We start from the raw sequence: 18,320 nt of genomic DNA, 5'->3' as shown, positions 1-18,320 counted from the left end.
CGGGGGGGCTAGGAAAGGCTGTAGCGTGCGCGTAGATTATGCGCATGGAAAACGCGCATTCACCGGGTCGTCAGCGACTGAACCTTACGCTTCCAGGCGCCTTGGTCGAGGAAGCCAAGGCCCTTGGCCTGAACCTGTCGCGGGCCTGTGAGAGTGGTTTGGAGGCGGCTGTCGCAGCAGAACGGGCGCGACGCTGGCAGGCCGAAAATCGCCCATTCTTTGACTGGTACAACGCCAAGGTGGAGCAGGATGGCCTGTTGTTGGCCGAGTACCGGCAGTTCTGATGAAGCACGGAGTTTACCGGCTTCCCAGTGGCGTTTTGGTTGTCGACGTCCAGTCGGACCTGCTCAGCCCTACAAACACACGCGTGGTTGTGCCGCTGATCCCGTCGATTGACCCCAAGGGCTCCCAGCCGAGGCGACTGACGCCCATCTTTGAGGTTGAGGGGCAGAAGGTCATGCTGCTGCCGCTGCAGATGGCCGCCATTCCTCTTTCCGAGCTAGGCCATCACCCCCTGCGCATGCTCACCGAGGATGAAGCCTATGCCGTGAGGGGTGCCCTTGGCGTCCTGTTCGAGGGCGTCTAGCAAATCCTGTCGTCTGGGGGCGGTCCAATAGCTATTTCGGGTGCAATGCCGGCGCCGCCTCAACCCTCTCTTTGCGCCCTCCACCACCTTGTATTGTACGATACTTCGTACATATTGAAGGGCAGGAGACGACCGATGGATGTGATCACCTATTCTGACACCCGCGCGAACCTGAAGAAGGTGATGGACAAGGTCGTCGCCGATCGGGCGCCGGTGGTGGTGACCCGCACCCGTGGCGAGGCCGTGGTGATGGTGTCGCTGGCCGACTGGAACGCCATGGAGGAGACCCTGCATCTGGTCTCCCGGCCGGCCAACGCCCAGCGCCTTACCGATGCGATCGCCCAGCTCGATGCGGGCGCTGGCTCGGAGCGGCAGCTTATTGAACCGTGAGGCTGGTCTTCGCCGACCAGGCCTGGGACGACTATCTCCACTGGCAGGAGACCGACGCCAATGTGCTGGCGCGACTGAACGGCCTGATCAAGGAGTGCCTGCGCACGCCGTTCCAGGGCACCGGCAAGCCCGAGCCCCTTCGCGGGGAATTGAAAGGCTGGTGGTCCCGCCGGATCACCCTGGAGGACCGGCTCGTCTACCGGGTGAGCGGTGCAGGCGCCGCCCAGCAGCTCGAAATCGCCCAATGCCGCTATCACTATTGAGCCCGGGGCGTCAGTCGGGCCTCCGCCGGTGACGGCGCCGAGAACAGCCCCCGCGCAAGCTCCGCCCTTGACCCCACACGCCCAGGGGCGACATTCGCTGCCTTGCGTCGCGTGAGCCCCGGAGAGACCGTCCTGACCGCACCTGTTCGTTTCGCTGTCTCAGGCGCCCTTGGCCGGATGGGCCAGGCCGTGGTGTCGGTGCTGGAGGCGCGGTCCGACGCCGGCGTCTTCGCCTGTTTCGATCGGCCGGGCGCCGACGATCCCCGGCTGGTGGATCGAGCCAGCGCCTTGGCCGCTGCCCAGGTGGTGGTGGACTTTTCGACCCCCCAGGCCTCGATGGAGCTCGCCCAGGTGTGCGCGGCGAGGGGCGATATTGCGCTCGTGATCGGCTCCACCGGCTTTGACGCGGCGCAGGTCGCGGTGATCGACCAGGCGGCGAGGTCCATCCCCATCGTTCGGGCCGGCAACTTCTCCCTGGGCGTGAACATGCTGCTAGGGCTGGTGGAGCAGGCCGCGCGGGCCCTGGCGGCGTCGGACTACGACATCGAGGTGTTCGAGGCTCACCACCGGCGCAAGGTCGACGCGCCATCCGGCACGGCGATCATGCTGGCCCAGGCCGCCGCCGAAGGACGCGGCGTGGCCCTGGAGACCGTGGCCCGGGCCGCCCGGGACGGGATCACCGGCGCGCGGCCCACGGGCGAGATCGGCTATTCGGTGATGCGCGGCGGCGGGATCATCGGCGAGCACGCGGTGGTCTTCGCCGCGGATGACGAGATTCTGACGCTTTCCCATTCGGCAAGGGACCGCAGCCTGTTTGCCAGGGGCGCGGTGGAGGCCGGCCTCTGGGCTGTGCGCCAGCCGCCCGGCGCCTATGACATGCAGGACGTGCTGGGCCTGAGGGGGCGCCTGTGAACCCAGATCTGGATATCCTGGCCCTGGACGCCTCGGGCCAGCTGGCTCTTTTGGCCTCTGGCCGGGTTACGGCGGTGGAGCTTCTGAAGCTGACGCTTGCCCGCCACGAACAGACCCATCGCCGGCTGAACGCCGTGGTGACGGCTGATCTGGAACGGGCCCTGGAACGGGCCAAGGCCATAGACGACATCCGGGCCCGGGGCGGGGCGCTAGGTCCCCTGGCGGGCCTGCCCATGACCATCAAGGACACCCTGGACGTGGCCGGCATGCCGGCGTCTGCGGGGCTGGAGGCCCTGCGCCGCCGTCAGGCCGAGGACTCCGTCGTGGTCGCCCAGGCCAGGCGAGCGGGGGCGGTGATCTGGGGCAAGACCAATGTGCCGGTGATGGCCGGGGACTGGCAGAGCTTCAACCGCCTCTATGGGACCACCAACAATCCCTGGGATGGGAGCCGCACACCGGGGGGCTCGTCGGGCGGCGCGGCGGCGGCCCTGGCGGCAGGCGTCACAGCCCTGGAGATTGGCTCGGACATCGGCGGGTCCTTGCGGGTGCCGGCTCATTTCTGCGGGGTGTTTTCACACAAGCCCACCTGGGGCCTGGCCCCCCAGCACGGCCATGTCCCCCCCAGCCCTGGGTCCTGGCAGGAGCCGGACCTTAATGTCATTGGCCCCCTGGCCCGCTCGGCCCGGGACCTGCGACTGCTGCTGTCGGTGATCGCCGATGGCGGGGTCTCCCCCAAGGCGCCGCCGGCTGATCTCCATAAGGCGCGGATCGGTCTTTGGCTGGAGGCACCGGGCCTGCCCCTCGACCCGCAGGTGGCCGCCGTGCTCACCGCCTATGCCGGCGAGCTCGCCGCCGCCGGGGCGACGGTGGAGGTGATCTCCCCGCCAGTGGATGTGGAGACCCTGCTGGAGTCCTACCTGCTGCTACTGGGCTCCATCATCGGCGCGGACATGCCGGCCAGCCAGATCCGGCGGATGGAGATGATGCGGCCCCTTGCCAGGATCGCCCGGGGCAGGGGGGCTGGCCCGTTCTCCTGGGCCGGGACGGTGATGGCCTATACCGCCCGGCATCGGGACTGGCTGGCCGCCGACGCCATCCGCGCCCGCCTGCGCCGGGAGATGGAGGCCGTCTTCGAGGGCTATGACGCCATCCTGGCACCAGTATCCCCAGGGACCGCCTTCCCCCACAGCCACGGATCCTTCCTCTCCCGACGGCTGAAGTTCTCCGATGGGCAGGGCGCGCCCTATATCACCATGCTGGGCTGGATCGCCTTGGCCACGGCCTGTCTGCTGCCGGCCACCACCCTGCCGGCCGGGATCGCCGCAGATGGCCTGCCGGTGGGGGCCCAGCTGATTGGCCCGCATGGAGGTGATGCGCGGCTCCTGTCCCTGGCCCAGGCCATTGACGAGAACGTCCGAGGGTTCACCCCGCCGCCGCCGGCCTAAGGTTCCATGGATCCGCGCGGCCTCAGCGCCCCGCCGCCCAGGGCTTGGAGAGCAGCGTCGCGCAGTTGATCAGCCCGACCAGGGAATAGGTCTGGGGATAGTTGCCCCATAGCTCATCGTCGTCGAAGGAGATGTCCTCCGACAGCAGGCCAGCCGCCGTGCGCCGGGTGAGCATTTCCTCGAACAGAGCCCGGGCCTCTGCGCTGCGGCCGGACATGTGCAGCGCCTCGATGAGCCAGAAGGTACAGATGTTGAAGGCGGTCTTGGGCTCGCCGAAGTCGTCGGCCAGGGCATAGCGCAGCATGTAGGGCCCCCGGCGCAGGCCTTTTTCAACGGCTTCGATCGTGGCGGCCATGCGCGGGTCGCTGGCCGGGACAAAGCGGACGTCCACCAGCTGCAGCAGGCTGGCGTCCAGCTCGTCCCCGTCGAAGGTCGCGGCGAACCGCCCGAGCGTTTCATTGAAGGCCCGGTCTTCGATCACCGCGCGCATTTCATCGGCCCGGGCGTTCCAGTGGGCGGCGCGGTCTGAAAGGCCCAGCTGGTGGGCGGCATTGCCCAGGCGGTCGCAGGCGGCCCAGCACATCACCGCCGAATAGGTGTGGATCGCCGCCCGGCCTCGGAACTCCCACAGGCTGGCGTCGGGGCTCGCATAGACGCGGTAGGCCCGCTCGCCCACTGGCTCCAGGGCGCAGAAATCTTCCACCGTGGCCGGCCGCAGCAGGCGCGCGTCGAAGAAGGCCTGCACGGTGGACAGGATGATCTGACCATAGACATCGTGCTGGGTGTGTTCGTGGGCCTGATTGCCGATCCGCACCGGCCCCATGCCGCGATAGCCGGGCAGGGCGTCTGCGATCTTCTCGACCAGGCCAGGCTCCAGCCCCACCCCGTATACCGGCTGCACAGGCCCCCCGCCGGCCTGGGCCACCAGGTTGCGCAGATAGCCCAGATAGTTTTCCAGCATGTCAGCGGCGCCCAGCCGGTTAAGGGCCTGAACCACATAATAGGCGTCCCTCAGCCAGCAGTAGCGGTAGTCCCAATTGCGGCCCGACTGCGCATGTTCGGGGATCGAGGTGGTCAGGGCCGCGACGATGGCCCCGGTCTCCTCATAGGCGCAGAGCTTCAGGGTGATGGCCGAGCGGATCACCGCCTCCTGCCATTCCAGGGGCACCGACAGGGTCCGCACCCATTCGCGCCAGTATTGGGTGGTTTCGGTGAGCATGCGGGCGGTGGTGGCCATGATGTCGGCGTCGAACCCCTCGTCGGGGCCAAGGAACATGGCGATCGGCTCCTCCAGGCGAAACAGCCGCTCTTCGGTGATGTGGCTCACCGGCGCGTTGGTGGTCAGGCGCAGGGTCGTCGGCCCGCCCACATAGCGGATGTGGTTGGAGCCGGTGGTCTGTCGGGCCGGTGCCTCACCCCAGTTGATGCTCGGGCGCAGGCGGATGCGGATACGCGGCGCGCCCGACAGGGGCCGGACCAGCCGGATCAGGGCCATGGGCCGGTAGATCCGCCCGAACTGCCGGTAGCGCGGGGCAAAGTCGAGGATCTCCAGTCGGCTCCCGTCACCTGTGGTCACCTCGGTGCGAAGGATCGGGGTATTGCGCAGATAGGCCTGATGGATCTGGGTCATCCCCTCGGCCTGGATGTCCCACAGGCCATGCCCTTCGGGGTCACTCAGATCGCGGTCACTGAGCAGGGCGCTGAAGGCCGGATCGCCATCCACCCGGGGGACGCAGGCCCAGACGAAGCGGCCGTCCCGGTCAATCAGCGCGCTGGCGGCGCAGTTGCCGATGGGAAAGAGGTCGAGGGTCTGGGTCACGGGGCCTCGCAGCGGATCTGTCGCATGACTGCGTCCTTTTTCTCGATGGCGTGCGTGCGCCGTTTGCTAAGCTCTGGTCCTGGCCGCGCGAAGCGACTCGCCGCCCTTCTCAGCCCCACCCGGGCCACACCGCCAAAAACGGGGATCCCATGATCCGAGCCCGCCGCGCCCGCATCGTCGCCACCCTGGGGCCCGCCAGCCGCACGCCAGACCAGGTAGAGGCCCTGGCCAGGGCGGGTGCCGACGTGTTCCGGGTCAATTTCAGTCATGGAACCCATGAGGACCACGCCCGGGCCATCGCCACGGTGCGCGCGGCCGAAGCTGCGGTCGGTCGCCCCCTGGCGGTCCTGGCCGATCTGCAGGGCCCCAAGCTGCGCCTGGGTCGCTTTGCGGAGGGTCCAGTCCAGATCAAGCCGGGTCAGGCCTTCCGCCTCGACCTTGATCCGACTTTGGGCGATGCGACGCGGGTCTGTGCGCCGCATCCGGAGATCCTGGCGGCGGTCAAGGTCGGCGCCGACATCCTGATCGACGATGGTCGGGTGCGCCTGCGGGTGGTGCGCCATGGCAAGGACTTTGCCGATACCGAGGTGGTGGTGGGCGACAGCCTGTCCAACCACAAGGGGCTGAACCTGCCCGGTCACCCGATCCCGATTCCCGCCCTGACCCCGAAGGACCGCAAAGACCTGGCCTTTGCCCTGGATCAGGGAGTCGACTGGGTGGCGCTCTCCTTTGTCCAGCGGGCCGCTGACATGGCGGAGCTGCGCCAGCTGGTCCAGGGTCGGGCCGCTGTCTTGGCCAAGATCGAAAAGCCCGCCGCCCTCGATGCGCTGGATGAGATCCTCGACCTCTGCGACGGGGTGATGGTGGCCCGGGGCGACCTGGGTGTGGAACTGGCGCCCGAAGACGTGCCGGTGGTGCAGAAGGCGCTGATCCGCGCCTGCCGCACCCGAGGGCTGCCGGTGATCGTGGCCACCCAGATGCTGGAATCCATGACCAGTGCGCCGACCCCCACCCGGGCCGAGGCCTCCGATGTGGCCGGCGCGGTCTATGAGGGCGCTGATGCCCTGATGCTCTCGGCCGAGACGGCAGCCGGAGACTTCCCCCTGGAAGCGGTGTCGATCATGGATCGCATCATCTGTCGGGTGGAGCGCGATCCCCGCTGGCCCGAGCTGATGGCGGCGGAATATCCCATCGAGGACGCTGAGGCCGACGCCCTTGTGGCGGCCGCCAGCCGGGCGGCTCAAGGCCCCTCCATTGTTTGTCTGGCGAGCTTCACCACCACGGGCCAAACGGCCCTGCGTCTGGCCCGTGAGCGGCCCCTTCAGCCGGCTCTGGCCCTTACACCGCATGTGGCGGTGGCCCGTCGGCTGGCCTTGAGCTGGGGGGTGGAGGCCCGCGTGGTGCCGCAGCCGTCCGATTCTGAATCCCTGGCCAAGATCGCCACCGAGATCGCCCGGGATCTCGCCCTGGCGGCACCGGGTCGGCGCATCCTGATCCTGGCTGGCCTGCCCATGGGTTCGCCCGGTGCGGCCAATATCTTGCGCCTGGCCCATGTGCCCCGCCGCTGAAGTCCGCTGCTCTGGTCCTGGCGCGTCGATCAGCTGATCACCACCTCAACCCCCTCGACGGGGTTGAAGCGGACCTGCACCTGGCCCTCGATCGTCTCAAAGCCAAGGCTGATCCTGTGCGGGCCGACCCGCAGATCCTCCACCCATAGGCGGTCGATGCCGATGGGCAGACGGGGGTCGCAGATTTCCACCCGACGCTCCGCGCCCTTGATCCTCAGCCCCAGGCAGGCCTGCAACATCATGAACACCGCCCCGGCGGCCCAGGCCTGGGGCAGGCAGGCCACGGGATAGGCCACGGGAGGCTCCCCGGCCGCCCGGGGAAAGCCGCAGAACAGCTCGGGCAGACGCATCTCGTAGTGGGAGGCGGTCTCGAACAGATGCGAGGTCATCAGCACCACCCCGTCCCGCTCGCCATAGTTGGCCAGGCCTTGAACGCAGAGGGCGGTGTCGTGGGGCCAGACCGAGCCATTGTGGTAGGACATGGGATTGAACCGCGCCTCTCCGGCCGCCAGGGTGCGCACGCCCCAGCCGGTGGCAAACGCGCTGGATAACAGGCGCTGGGCCACCGCCTTGCCCCGGTCGGGTGCCGGCAGGCCGACAAACAGCAGGTGACCGGGATTGGAGCCCATCACCGCGCAGAGCTCGCCGTCGCCATCGATGGCCATGCCGTAGAAACCCTTGTCCGGCATCCAGAAGCGGCGTTCCACCACCTCGCGGAGGTGCTCGGCCCGGCCTCGCCAATGGTCGGCCGCGCCCATGTCGCCCCGCCGCTGGGCGAATGCCGCCATGGTCTGAAAGGCGCCATAGGCGTAGCCCTGCACCTCCACCAGGGCGATCGGCCCCTTGGGGAACCGGCCGTCGGCGTGAAAGATGGAGTCTTCGCTATCCTTCCAGCCCTGGTTGGACAGACCCGACGCCTCGCCCCGGGCATAGTCAATCAGCCCATCGCCGGTGGAGTCCCCGAACCGCTCGATCCAGGCCATGGCCCGTCTCAGGGCCGGCCATAGGGCGTCCACCAGCTCATAGTCGCCGGTCCGCTCGGCATAGGCGCCAGCCAGGACAATGAACAAGGGTGTCGTGTCGACCCCCCCATAATAGCGGGCGAAGGGCACCTCGCCGACCGCGGGCATTTCGCCCTTGCGGGTCTCATGCATGATCTTGCCCGGGGCGGCGTCCCGGAAGCTCGACACCTCCTCGGCCTGATGGGCGGCCAGATAGGTCAGCACCCCCTTGGCCAGGCCGGGCTCGAACCAGAGCAGTTGCAGACTGGTGATGATCGCATCCCGGCCAAAGGCGGTGGAGAACCAGGGAATGCCAGCATAGGGGTAGGGTCCGGTCTCCAGCCGTGTGGTCAGGAGCGCGATGTCCGAGCGCGACCGGGCCAGCCAGTCGTTGAAGAGCCTTCCTGTGGTGCGCAGGCGGGCGCCGTGCCTGCGCCGTCGGCGCATGTCCCAGCGGGCATGGGTGGCGGCGGCCTCATAGCGCTCCTTGGTGGGCGGTGGTCCCCCGTGGGCACCGATTTCCACATAGATCTCGTAGCGGCTCTCCGGGTTCAGGCTGCACATGAAGTCCGCCCGCTGCGGACTGATGCGCCAGGGGGCGTCGGAAAAGGCGATGACGCTGGCCCGCTCCACATAGTCGAGCCCCTCATAGCGAAAATGGACCGAACGCCCGTCACAGACCGGCGGCTGGGTGACGCCGCGCCGGCGGCGCTTGGCGCCGCGAACCTCGAACATGTCACGGAAGTCGGCGGCATATTCCAGGGAGAGGGGCGTCTGGACCACGTCGCGGCTGTAGTTGACCACCCGCACCCGCTCATAGAGCCGCTCGCCCCACAGGAAGCGTCGGCGCTCCACATGCAGCACCCCTGGTGGCCCCATGGGACCGCCGGGAAAGGGAAGGGCCTGGTTGGTGCCATTGGAGGTGAAGAACACATTCTCCTGGCCGATGGCCGCCGACAGCAGGGACGGCTGGCTGCTCCCCAGCAGCAGCCGGAACCGTGACAGGATGCGGGTGTCGTTGTGGAACAGGCCATCCCCGTCGCCGGTGATGTCGCCGCAGGCGTCAGCGACGATGAAGGTGTCCTTGTCCTTAAGCGCGAACAGACGGTTGGGGGATCGGGCCTCACCGGTTTGACCGGTGCCGGCAGGGGCCTCGGGGGCAAGATCATGCATGGGCTGTTCAGGCGCCAAGGACGTAGGACAGGTCCTGGGGCGTCGACTGGGCGCTACGGGTCTCGTGCAGGGCGACGTAGCGTCGCGCCATGGCCCGGGCGGAGAACCGGGCTTCGAACCGGTCGCGAATGGCGCGGCGGTCGTAGCGTCCAACCGCATCCACGGCTGCGATCGCCTGATCGAGGCTGCGCACGATCAGGCCGGTCAGCCCCGGCTCGACCACTTCGGGCACCGAACCGCAGTCATAGGCGATGACCGGCGTCCCACAGGCCATGGCCTCGATCATCACCAGTCCAAAGGGTTCGGGCCAGTCAATGGGGAACAACAGGGCCCGCGCCCGGCCCAGAAAGTGTGACTTCTCGGCGTCCCCGATCTCGCCAACGAACGTCACCAAGGGGTGCTCCATCAGAGGGCGGATCCTGCCCTCATAATAGTCCCGGTCGGCGGGGTCGATCTTGGCGGCCATCTGCAGGGGAACCCCGGCCCCAATGGCGATCTGGATGGCCCGGTCAGGGCGTTTTTCCGGGGAGATTCGACCGAGAAAGGCCAGATATTCCCCGGGTTCAGGGTGAAACCGGTAGAGGTCGGCATCCATGCCGTGATGCACGGTCCCGGCCCAGTTGGCGCCTAGCATCGGCAGGCGCTGATGGTCGCTGATGGAGACCAGCGGATAGTCCCGCCAGTGGGCATAGACTTCGGAGACGTCCTTCATGTCCAGCCGCCCGTGCAGGGTGGTCAAGGTCCGTTCCGCCATGTGGCTGAAGAACGGGAAGTGGATCATGTCGGTGTGAAAGTGGATCAGGTCGAACTCGTCGGACCGGGCGCGGACCTGGGCCAGGGCGTTCATATGGGCGGCCAAGTCGGACTTCAGCGGCGCCGGGTCCAGGCGGATGGCCTCGCTGCGCACAGCCGCCAGCTGGCCTTTGGTTCGGGCCTCGGCGCTGGCGAACAGGGTCACCTCATGGCCCAGGTCCACCAGGGCGTCGGTCAGGTGGGCGACGACCCGCTCGGTGCCCCCGTAGAAGCGGGGCGGCACGGCCTCGTACAAGGGAGACACCTGTGCGATGCGCATGATTTTGGTCCTCGGGGCGGAGCGCCAGAGACGCAGACGGTGCCGGCGGCGCACCGACGCCCATCGACACGCCCCCTGCAAACCCCTTCGCGGCCTGGAAAGTTCCCGTCCATGGGTCCGGAGGGACTGCCCGCCTGGGCGGGAAGGGACTAAGAGAGGACATGATCGAGCCCTTCGAGACCCCCGCCGCCCTGGCGCAGGCCGCTGCGGGCGCGACCGTCCAGGCCCTTCAGGCCGGGATCGCCGCCCGGGGCCGAGGCCGCCTTGTGGCCACCGGAGGTCGCGCACCGGGTCCCGTCTATGACCTGCTGCCGTCGGCTGACCTGGACTGGGGCCTGGTCGATGTCACCCTGTCCGATGAGCGCTTCGTCCCCCTTGACCACCCGGCTTCCAACGCGGGCCTGGTGAGAACGCGCCTGCTGCGGGGCGCGGCCGCTGCCGCCCACTTCATCCCCCTGTGGCACCCGGCGTCGGATGCGATGGCCTGCGCCGATCTGGCCGAGGCCGAGGTCGCCGCCCTGGCCCCCTTCGACATGACCCTTCTGGGGATGGGCCTCGATGGCCATGTGGCCTCACTGATCCCGGGTGCCGATGGTCTCGCGGCGGCCATGGCAGCCGACAGTGGGCGCTTCTGCCGGGGCCTGAATGAGGCGATCGGCGATCCGCCCCTGCCGCGGATCACATTGACCCTGGCGGCGTTGTTACAGTCGAAAGCCATCCTGATCCTGATCTCCGGCGCGGAGAAGCGGCACGTGTTCAACCAGGCCCTGGCCGGGGCGGACCTGCCGGTCGGTGCCCTCTTGACCCAGACCCGCGTTCCGGTCCGGGTATTCTGGACCCCCTGAAGGAGCCCCCATGCCTATCCATCCGGTAGTCGCCGAGGTGACTGACAGGATCATCGCCCGCAGCAGGGACAGCCGTGCGGCCTATCTGGCCCAGATGGCGGCGGCTCAGGCCTCTGGTCCTGGCCGGGCCAAACTGTCCTGCGCCAACTTTGCCCATGCCTTCGCTGCCCTGCCGGAGGACGGCAAGGCCAAGATGCGCAATCCCAACGCCCCGAACCTGGCCATTGTCACGGCCTATAACGACATGCTCTCGGCCCATCAGCCCTTTGAGCGGTTTCCCGATGTGATCCGCGCCGCCGCCGAGGCGGTGGGGGCCACAGCCCAGGTGGCCGGCGGGGTGCCGGCCATGTGTGATGGGGTGACCCAGGGCCGTCCGGGGATGGAGCTGTCCCTGTTCTCCCGGGACGTGATCGCCATGTCGACCGGCATCGCCCTGACCCACGACGCCTTCGACGGGGCGCTGATGCTGGGGGTCTGTGACAAGATTGTGCCGGGCCTGACCATGGGCGCCCTGGCCTTTGGCCACCTGCCGGTGATCTTCGTGCCTGGCGGCCCCATGACTTCTGGGCTCTCCAACGCTGAGAAAGCCCGGGTGCGCGGGCTTTACGCCGAGGGCAAGGTCAGCCGTGAGGTGCTGCTGGACTCCGAGATGAAGTCCTATCACGGCCCGGGCACCTGCACCTTCTATGGGACGGCCAACACCAACCAGATGATGATGGAGATGACCGGCCTGCACCTGCCCGGGGCGGCCTTTGTCCATCCCAACACGCCCCTGCGTGAGGCCCTCACGGCGGCTGCGGCCCAGCGGGCGGTGGAGATTATCGCGGCCGGTGAGGCCTACACGCCCATGGCCGCGGTGGTGGATGAGAAGGCCATGGTTAATGCCATCGTCGGGCTGATGGCCACCGGCGGGTCGACCAATCACACCCTGCATATGGTGGCTATTGCCCGGGCGGCGGGCATTCAGCTGACCTGGGCCGATTTCGACGACCTGTCCCGGGTCACGCCGCTGATCGTCAAGGTCTACCCCAACGGGTCGGAGGACGTGAACGCCTTCCAGGCCGCCGGGGGCATGGCCTTTGTCATCCGCCAGTTGCTGGACGCGGGTCTTGCCCATGAGGACGTGGTGACCGTGGCCGGGGGCGGCCTGCGGGCCTATCAGCGCGAACCTTTCCTTGAGGAGGGTCGGCTGGTGTGGCGGGAAGGGCCTACCGAAAGCCTCAACCTCGACATCCTGCGGCCGGTGGCCGATCCCTTCCAGCCGGAGGGGGGGCTGCGCCTGATGCGGGGTGGCCTGGGCCGGGCGGTGATGAAGACCTCGGCGGTGAAGCCTGAGCATCTGGTGATCGAGGCCCCGGCCAAGGTGTTCGACGATCAGGAGGACCTCCTGGCCGCCTTTCGACGCGGCGAGTTGACCGAGGACTTCGTCGCCGTGGTGCGTTTCCAGGGGCCGAAGGCCAATGGCATGCCCGAGCTGCACAGCCTGACCCCCACCCTGGTGGTGTTGCTGGAGCGGGGTCTGAAGGTGGCCCTGGTCACCGATGGGCGTATGTCAGGGGCCTCAGGCAAGGCACCGGCCGCCATCCATGTGACGCCAGAGGCGGCCGATGGCGGGGTCCTGGCCCGGGTCCGGGACGGTGACCTGATCCTGGTGGACGCCCTGGCCGGTCGGCTGGAGATCAAGGTGGATCCCGCCGTGTTGGACGCCCGGCCTGCGGCTGTAGCGCCCGGTCCCGTCCGGGGCTATGGCCGGGAGCTGTTTGGCTGGATGCGTCGCGCGACCGGCCCGGCCGAGGCAGGCGCCTCGGTGCTGTTTGAGGACGTAGTCTGATGGCCATGGTCTATGCGGGTCTGGTGGGCGATGTGGGGGGCACCCATGCGCGGTTCGCCCTGGTGGATGGCGAGGGCCATCTGCGCCATGCCAAGACCTATGCCTGTGCCGACTATGGTGCCCTAGATGAGATCATTGCGGCCTATCTGACCGAGACCACGGGCCGAAAGCGCCCGGCCAAGGCGGTGATCGCGGTGGCAGGCCCGGTGGTCGACGGCGAGATCGAGTTCACCAATCTCGACTGGCAGGTTTCGGAGACCGAGCTGATCGCCGCTTTTGGCTTCGACGCCATCAAGCTGGTCAATGACTTCGCCGGCCAGGCCATGGCCGCGCCGGTGCTTGATCCCGCCGACCTGCGCCGGATCGGCCCGGACCTGCCCGGTTCCCCCACCTGTCCCATCGTGGTGCTGGGGCCAGGCACAGGCTTTGGCGTGGCGGCCGTGGCGCGCTCGGCCCATGTGGACATTGCCGTGGCCACCGAGGCCGGCCACACGGGCTTTGCCCCCCATGACGCGGTCGAGGCCGAGGTCTGGCGGCGACTGCAGGCTGTCCATGGGCGGGTGTCGGTGGAGCGGGTCCTGTCAGGTCAGGGCTTGTATGATCTCTATGTGGCCCTGGAGGACATGGCTGGCCGGACGCCAAGCCTGGCCGATGAGCGGCGGCTGATCGAGGCCGGCGCGGCGGGTGATGTCGGAGCCGGGGCGGCCCTGGACCGGTTCTGTGCCATCCTGGGGGGCGTGGCCGGGGACCTGGCCCTCACCTATGGCGCCCGGGGCGGGGTCTATGTGGGGGGCGGCATTCCCCCCCGCCTGGTTGAGCGGCTCATGTCCGGGGGGTTCCGCGCCCGGTTCGAGGCCAAGGGGCGGCTGGCACCCTATGTCCGGGACATTCCCACCTTTCTCATTACCCATCCGTTCCCGGCCCTGGTGGGCTGCGCCCGGGAACTGGCCCAGTTGGAAGGCGTACGCCTGTGACCCTGGACGACATCATGGCCCTGGCCCCGGTGGTGCCGGTGCTGATCATCGATGATGTGGCCGACGCGGTCCCCCTGGCCCGGGCGCTCACCCAGGGCGGCCTGCGGGCCCTGGAGGTCACCCTGCGCACCCCCGCCGCCCTGGAGGCCATCGCCGCCATCGCCGGCGAGGTCGAGGACGCCGTGGTCGGGGCCGGCACCATTACCTCAGCCGCCGCCCGTCAGGCCGCGGCCCGGGCCGGCGCCCGGTTTGCCGTCAGTCCAGGCCTGATCCCCGGTGAAGGGCTGGAGGGGCCGATCCCCCTGCTGCCTGGGGTCGCCACGGCCAGCGAGCTGATGGCTGGGCTGGAGCGGGGCTTCACCGCGTTCAAGCTGTTCCCGGCCAGCGTGGTGGGGGGCGTGCCCCTGCTGCGGGCCTTCGCCAGCCCCTTCCCCCAGGCGGTGTTCTGCCCCACAGGCGGCATCGATGCGGCCCGGGCGGCGGAATATCTGAACGAGCCCAATGTGGCCTGTATCGGGGGCTCCTGGGTAGCGCCTAAGGCTGCAGTGGCCGCTGGAGACTGGGCGACGATCACCGGGCTGGCCAGGGCTGCGGCTGACCTGCCGCGCCGCCGCGCCGCGCCGCTGACCTTGACCTAAAGCATCCACAGGCGCATAAGCCCGCCCTTCCGGCGCAACCTCGGTCAGCGCCCTCCTCCGCCACGACCCCCATCACCATATGGGACGAGGGCGGCGAGGCCCCCCGTCGACGTGATCGTCCACGGGGGTCGATCGCGTTTGGGCTCCTGGCTTCCCTGTTCGCGGGGGGCCAAGACCAACGGAAGGCAGCGGGCGTGACGCGGTCACGTCATGGGAGAACCGATGTTCGACGCACTTTCTGAACGGCTGTCTGGGGTATTCGACCGTCTGTCGGGCCACGGTGTGCTGTCTGAAAAGCACATCGACGAGGCCCTGCGCGAGGTCCGAATCGCCCTGCTGGAGGCCGATGTGGCCCTGCCGGTGGTCCGCGAGTTCATCGCCAAGGCCAAGGAGCGGGCCTCCGGCGAAGAGGTGCTGCGTTCGGTTCGCCCCACCGATCAGGTGATCAAGATCACCTATGACGGCCTGGTGGAGATGCTCGGCGGCGAAAACGTCGAGGGGCTCAACCTCTCGCTCAATCCCCCGACGGTCATGATGATGGCCGGTCTGCAGGGCTCGGGTAAGACCACCACCGCCGGACGTCTCGCCCATCGCCTGGTCCGGGAGCGCAAGAAGGTCCTGCTGGCCTCCCTCGACACCCGGCGGCCGGCCGCCATGGAACAGCTGGCCACCCTGGCCACCCAGGCCGGGGTCGACAGCCTGCCCATCGTCGCAGGCCAGTCGGCGCCCGATATCGCCCGGCGCGCGCTCTCAGCCGCCAAGCTGCAGGGCTATGACGTCCTGATCCTCGACACCGCCGGTCGCACGACCCTGGACGAGGCGATGATGGCCGAGGCGGCCGAGATCGCCAGGATCGCCAATCCTTCTGAAACCCTGCTGGTGGCCGATGCGCTCACCGGCCAGGACGCCGTGCGCACGGCCACAGCCTTCCACGAGCGCCTGCCGCTCACCGGCCTGGTGCTGACCCGTTCGGACGGCGACGGCCGCGGCGGGGCGGCGCTCTCCATGCGCGCGGTCACCGGCCTGCCCATCAAGTTCCTGGGCATTTCGGAGAAGATCGACGGCCTGGACGTGTTCGACGCCCGCCGAGTGGCGGGCCGTATTCTCGGCCAAGGCGACGTGGTCGCCCTGGTGGAAAAGGCCGCGCAGGATTTTGACCAGGCCAAGGCCGAGGTCATGGCCAAGAAGCTGGCCAAGGGTCAGTTCGACCTGGACATGATGGCCGACCAGTTTGCCCAGATGAAGAAGATGGGGGGCATGGAAGGGCTGATGGGCTTCCTGCCCGGGGTCCAGAAGGTCAAGAAGCAGATGGCCGAGGCCAATGTTTCGGACAAGTCCCTGGACCGACAGGCCGCGATCATCTCGTCCATGACCAAGGCCGAGCGCAAGAAGCCCGATATTCTTCAGGCCTCGCGCAAGCGCCGCATCGCCAAGGGCGCCGGCGTCGAGGTGGCCGAAGTCAACCGGCTGCTGAAGCAGCATCGCCAGATGGCCGACGCCTTCAAGATGATGAGCCGCGACGGGGGCAAGGGCTTTGCCAAGATGGCGGGCATGCTCACTGGTGGCGCAGGCGGGGCCGATATGGCGCGCCTGAAGGCCATGGGGGGCGGCAAGGCCCCTACCCCACAGGAGATCGAGGAGGCCAAGGCGCGCCTTGCCGGTCTTGGTGGTCCCGGTCTTGGTGGTCCGGGCATGGGCGGTCTCCCCAAACTTCCCGGTCTGGGTGGCGGTCTGCCCCCAGGAATCAATCCCTTCAAGAAATCCTAGAGCTCACAAGGAACATTCATGCTCAAGATTCGCCTGTCCCGCGGTGGCGCCAAGAAGCGCCCCTACTACTCGATCGTCGTCGCTGACAGCCGCGCGCCCCGCGATGGCCGCTTCATTGAGAAGGTTGGCGCCTACAACCCGCTGCTCAAGAAGGATGACCCCAACCGCGTCGTCCTGAAGATCGAGCGCATCGAGGAGTGGGTCAAGAAGGGCGCCCAGCCCACCGACCGCGTGGCCCGTTTCCTGTCCCAGCAGGGGCTGGTGAAGTGGGAGCACGGCAACAACCCGCAGAAGGCCGAGCCGGGCCGCAAGGCCAAGGAGCGGGCTGAAGAGCGCGCCCAGCGCGAGGCCGACCGCGTCGCCGCCGAGGCCGAGGCTGCCGCCCAGCCCGCCCCTGAGCCCGAGCCCGAGGCCCCCGTTGCTGAAGAGCCCGCCGCCGAAGCCGCCGAGGCCGCCCCCGTTGCTGAAGAGGCCGCGGCTGAACCTGCTGCGGAAGACACCAAGGAAGGCTAAGAGCCTGCGCCTGACGTCTCGTCTGTCACCCTTGGGCCGCGCCCGAGGGGGGCAGACGATGAGCGCGTTTGGTGACAAGACCTCCTGCCGCGAAGGTTGCGATGCCCGATAAGCTGATTCAGGTGGCCCGGGTGGCGGGGGCCTTTGGCGTCCGCGGCGAACTCCGCATCACCACCTTCACCGAAGACCCCATGTCCGTGGCGGCGTTCAAGGCCCTGCTGCGTAAGGACGGGTCTGTCGGACTGACCTTGAGCGGCGCCCGGCCGGTCAAGGGTGGGGTGGTGGCGCGTGCCAAGGAAATTGAGACCCGCGAGCAGGCTGAGGCCGCCCGGGGGCTAAGCCTGTTCATTCCCCGTGAGGCCCTGCCGCCCCCGGAGGAGGACGAGTTCTATCTCACCGACCTGATCGGGGCCGTCGTGGAGACGCCCGGTGGCGAACGCCTGGGGGAGGTGAAGTCCGTGCAGGATTTCGGGGCTGGGGATCTGCTTGAGGTTCAGCCCACAAGCGGCCCCTCCTGGTGGCTGCCCTTTACCCGCGAGGCGGTGCCCGAGGTGAAGCTCGCCGAGGGCCGACTGATCGCTATCCCGCCGGAAGAGACGGAGTAGGGCGACAGCCCTGCCGCCGCCCGGCCCCTCAGTCCCCCTGGCGCAGCCGCATCAGACCTTCCTGGGCCACTGAGGCCACCAGGGTTCCGTCCTGGGCATAGAGGGCACCACGCACAAAGCCACGTCCGCCGGACGCCGAGGGGCTGTCCTGGGTATAGAGGTGCCAGTCGTTGAAGTTGGACGGCTTATGGAACCACATGGCGTGGTCCAGGCTCGCCGACTGCAGGCCCGGCGTCTGCCAGACCACCCCATGGGGCCGCATGGCGGTAGACAGCAGGTTCATGTCCGAGGCATAGGCCAGGATGACCTGGTGCATACGCGGGTCATCGCCAATGGCACCGGTGGCGCGGATCCAGACATCGGACTTGCCCTCCCGCGGGGTGCTGTAGCCGGCGAAGCCAAAGGCATCGCGGCCGCGCATCTCGATGGGCCGGGGCCGCGACATCATCTTGCGCACCTCCGGCGGGGCCTTTTCCATGGCCTTCTTCATGGACTCTGCATCTGAGGGCAGGTCGTCGGGGCCCGGGACGCTGGGCATGGGCGACTGGTGCTCAAAGCCCTCTTCCACCACCTGGAAGGAGGCGGCGAGGTTGAAGATCTGCTTGCCGTTCTGGATCGCCACCACCCGCCGGGTGGTGAAGGTGCCCCCGTCCCGGGAGCGGTCGACCTCGAACAGGATCGGGATGCGCGGGTCACCAGGGCGAATGAAGTAGCAGTGCAGGGAATGGCACATGCGCTCTTCGACGGTTTCATAGGCTGCCAGCAGCGACTGGGCGATGACCTGGCCGCCAAAGATGCGCGGGGGTCCCCCCTGCGGACTCACGCCGCGGAACAGATTCTGTTCGATGCGTTCCAGCGCCAGGGTGTCAGGCAGGATCTCGGGGCTGTCCATGGGAATGACTTATCGTATGTTGCAGG

At 68.2% G+C, this 18,320-nt stretch carries 18 protein-coding genes; 14 read left to right on the top strand and 4 right to left on the bottom strand.

Going from position 1 to position 18,320, the window contains the following annotated elements:
* Positions 1 to 44: 44 nt before the first annotated feature.
* From MH112_RS04735 to MH112_RS04710, 6 genes are all read left to right on the top strand, one after another.
* A complete protein-coding gene (locus MH112_RS04735) occupies positions 45 to 284 on the top strand; it encodes a type II toxin-antitoxin system CcdA family antitoxin (protein ID WP_296564570.1) in 240 nt (79 codons plus the stop codon).
* Entirely contained in the window at positions 284 to 586 is a 303-nt protein-coding gene (locus MH112_RS04730) for a CcdB family protein (RefSeq protein WP_296564566.1), read from the top strand. Before MH112_RS04735 ends, MH112_RS04730 begins: the two co-directional genes overlap by 1 nt.
* 135 nt (positions 587 to 721) lie before the next feature.
* Entirely contained in the window at positions 722 to 976 is a 255-nt protein-coding gene (locus MH112_RS04725; RefSeq protein ID WP_296564564.1) for a type II toxin-antitoxin system prevent-host-death family antitoxin, read from the top strand.
* Entirely contained in the window at positions 973 to 1,239 is a 267-nt protein-coding gene (locus MH112_RS04720) for a Txe/YoeB family addiction module toxin (protein ID WP_296564562.1), read from the top strand. Before MH112_RS04725 ends, MH112_RS04720 begins: the two co-directional genes overlap by 4 nt.
* Positions 1,240 to 1,371: 132 nt before the next feature.
* Positions 1,372 to 2,151: a 4-hydroxy-tetrahydrodipicolinate reductase gene (gene dapB, locus MH112_RS04715; RefSeq protein WP_296564614.1), complete on the top strand. Its 780-nt coding sequence runs from the start codon at positions 1,372 to 1,374 to the stop codon at positions 2,149 to 2,151.
* On the top strand, positions 2,148 to 3,596 hold the full coding sequence (locus MH112_RS04710; RefSeq protein WP_296564560.1) for an amidase family protein: 1,449 nt from the start codon (positions 2,148 to 2,150) through the stop codon (positions 3,594 to 3,596). Before dapB ends, MH112_RS04710 begins: the two co-directional genes overlap by 4 nt.
* A gap of 22 nt (positions 3,597 to 3,618) precedes the next feature.
* On the opposite strand, the gene MH112_RS04705 is transcribed toward MH112_RS04710, so the two are convergent.
* Positions 3,619 to 5,415, bottom strand: coding sequence for a glycoside hydrolase family 15 protein (locus tag MH112_RS04705; RefSeq protein WP_296564558.1), 1,797 nt, complete (start codon positions 5,413 to 5,415; stop codon positions 3,619 to 3,621).
* A 149-nt stretch (positions 5,416 to 5,564) separates the two neighbouring features.
* Here MH112_RS04705 and pyk point away from each other — a divergent pair, with 149 nt between their 5' ends.
* Entirely contained in the window at positions 5,565 to 6,983 is a 1,419-nt protein-coding gene (gene pyk, locus MH112_RS04700; protein ID WP_296564556.1) for a pyruvate kinase, read from the top strand.
* Between the two features lie 29 nt (positions 6,984 to 7,012).
* Here the strand turns inward: pyk and MH112_RS04695 are convergent, their stop codons facing one another.
* Positions 7,013 to 9,157, bottom strand: coding sequence for an amylo-alpha-1,6-glucosidase (locus tag MH112_RS04695; protein ID WP_296564554.1), 2,145 nt, complete (start codon positions 9,155 to 9,157; stop codon positions 7,013 to 7,015).
* A 7-nt stretch (positions 9,158 to 9,164) separates the two neighbouring features.
* Positions 9,165 to 10,229, bottom strand: a complete 1,065-nt coding sequence (locus MH112_RS04690) for a glycosyltransferase family 4 protein (protein ID WP_296564552.1) — start codon at positions 10,227 to 10,229, stop codon at positions 9,165 to 9,167.
* Positions 10,230 to 10,390: 161 nt separating this feature from the next.
* Between MH112_RS04690 and pgl the strand changes: the two genes are divergently transcribed.
* The 7 genes from pgl to rimM all read left to right on the top strand — a co-directional run bounded on the left by pgl (position 10,391) and on the right by rimM (position 17,402).
* Positions 10,391 to 11,074: a 6-phosphogluconolactonase gene (gene pgl / locus MH112_RS04685; RefSeq protein WP_296564549.1), complete on the top strand. Its 684-nt coding sequence runs from the start codon at positions 10,391 to 10,393 to the stop codon at positions 11,072 to 11,074.
* Positions 11,075 to 11,090: 16 nt separating this feature from the next.
* Positions 11,091 to 12,905, top strand: a complete 1,815-nt coding sequence (gene edd / locus MH112_RS04680; protein WP_365786205.1) for a phosphogluconate dehydratase — start codon at positions 11,091 to 11,093, stop codon at positions 12,903 to 12,905.
* Positions 12,905 to 13,879, top strand: coding sequence for a glucokinase (gene glk, locus MH112_RS04675; protein WP_296564544.1), 975 nt, complete (start codon positions 12,905 to 12,907; stop codon positions 13,877 to 13,879). Before edd ends, glk begins: the two co-directional genes overlap by 1 nt.
* Positions 13,876 to 14,517: a bifunctional 4-hydroxy-2-oxoglutarate aldolase/2-dehydro-3-deoxy-phosphogluconate aldolase gene (eda, locus tag MH112_RS04670; RefSeq protein ID WP_296564542.1), complete on the top strand. Its 642-nt coding sequence runs from the start codon at positions 13,876 to 13,878 to the stop codon at positions 14,515 to 14,517. The genes glk and eda overlap by 4 nt, the downstream gene beginning before the upstream one ends.
* A 222-nt stretch (positions 14,518 to 14,739) precedes the next feature.
* Positions 14,740 to 16,284 (top strand): signal recognition particle protein, encoded by a 1,545-nt coding sequence (gene ffh, locus MH112_RS04665; RefSeq protein WP_296564540.1) that lies wholly within the window; start codon positions 14,740 to 14,742, stop codon positions 16,282 to 16,284.
* Positions 16,285 to 16,302: 18 nt separating this feature from the next.
* Complete coding sequence (rpsP, locus tag MH112_RS04660) at positions 16,303 to 16,797, top strand: 30S ribosomal protein S16 (RefSeq protein ID WP_296564538.1); 495 nt, start codon at positions 16,303 to 16,305, stop codon at positions 16,795 to 16,797.
* Between the two features lie 101 nt (positions 16,798 to 16,898).
* Entirely contained in the window at positions 16,899 to 17,402 is a 504-nt protein-coding gene (rimM, locus tag MH112_RS04655) for a ribosome maturation factor RimM (RefSeq protein WP_296564537.1), read from the top strand.
* A gap of 28 nt (positions 17,403 to 17,430) precedes the next feature.
* Here the strand turns inward: rimM and MH112_RS04650 are convergent, their stop codons facing one another.
* The gene (locus tag MH112_RS04650) at positions 17,431 to 18,294 is read right to left on the bottom strand and encodes an acyl-CoA thioesterase II (RefSeq protein WP_296564535.1); all 864 of its coding nucleotides are present in this window, start codon (positions 18,292 to 18,294) and stop codon (positions 17,431 to 17,433) included.
* Positions 18,295 to 18,320: the final 26 nt, after the last annotated feature.

The sequence above is a fragment of the Phenylobacterium sp. genome (assembly GCF_022402485.1).
Taxonomy (GTDB): Bacteria; Pseudomonadota; Alphaproteobacteria; order Caulobacterales; family Caulobacteraceae; genus Phenylobacterium.
Note: the sequence above shows the minus strand (reverse complement) of the source record. Positions and strands in the feature narration are given on the sequence as shown.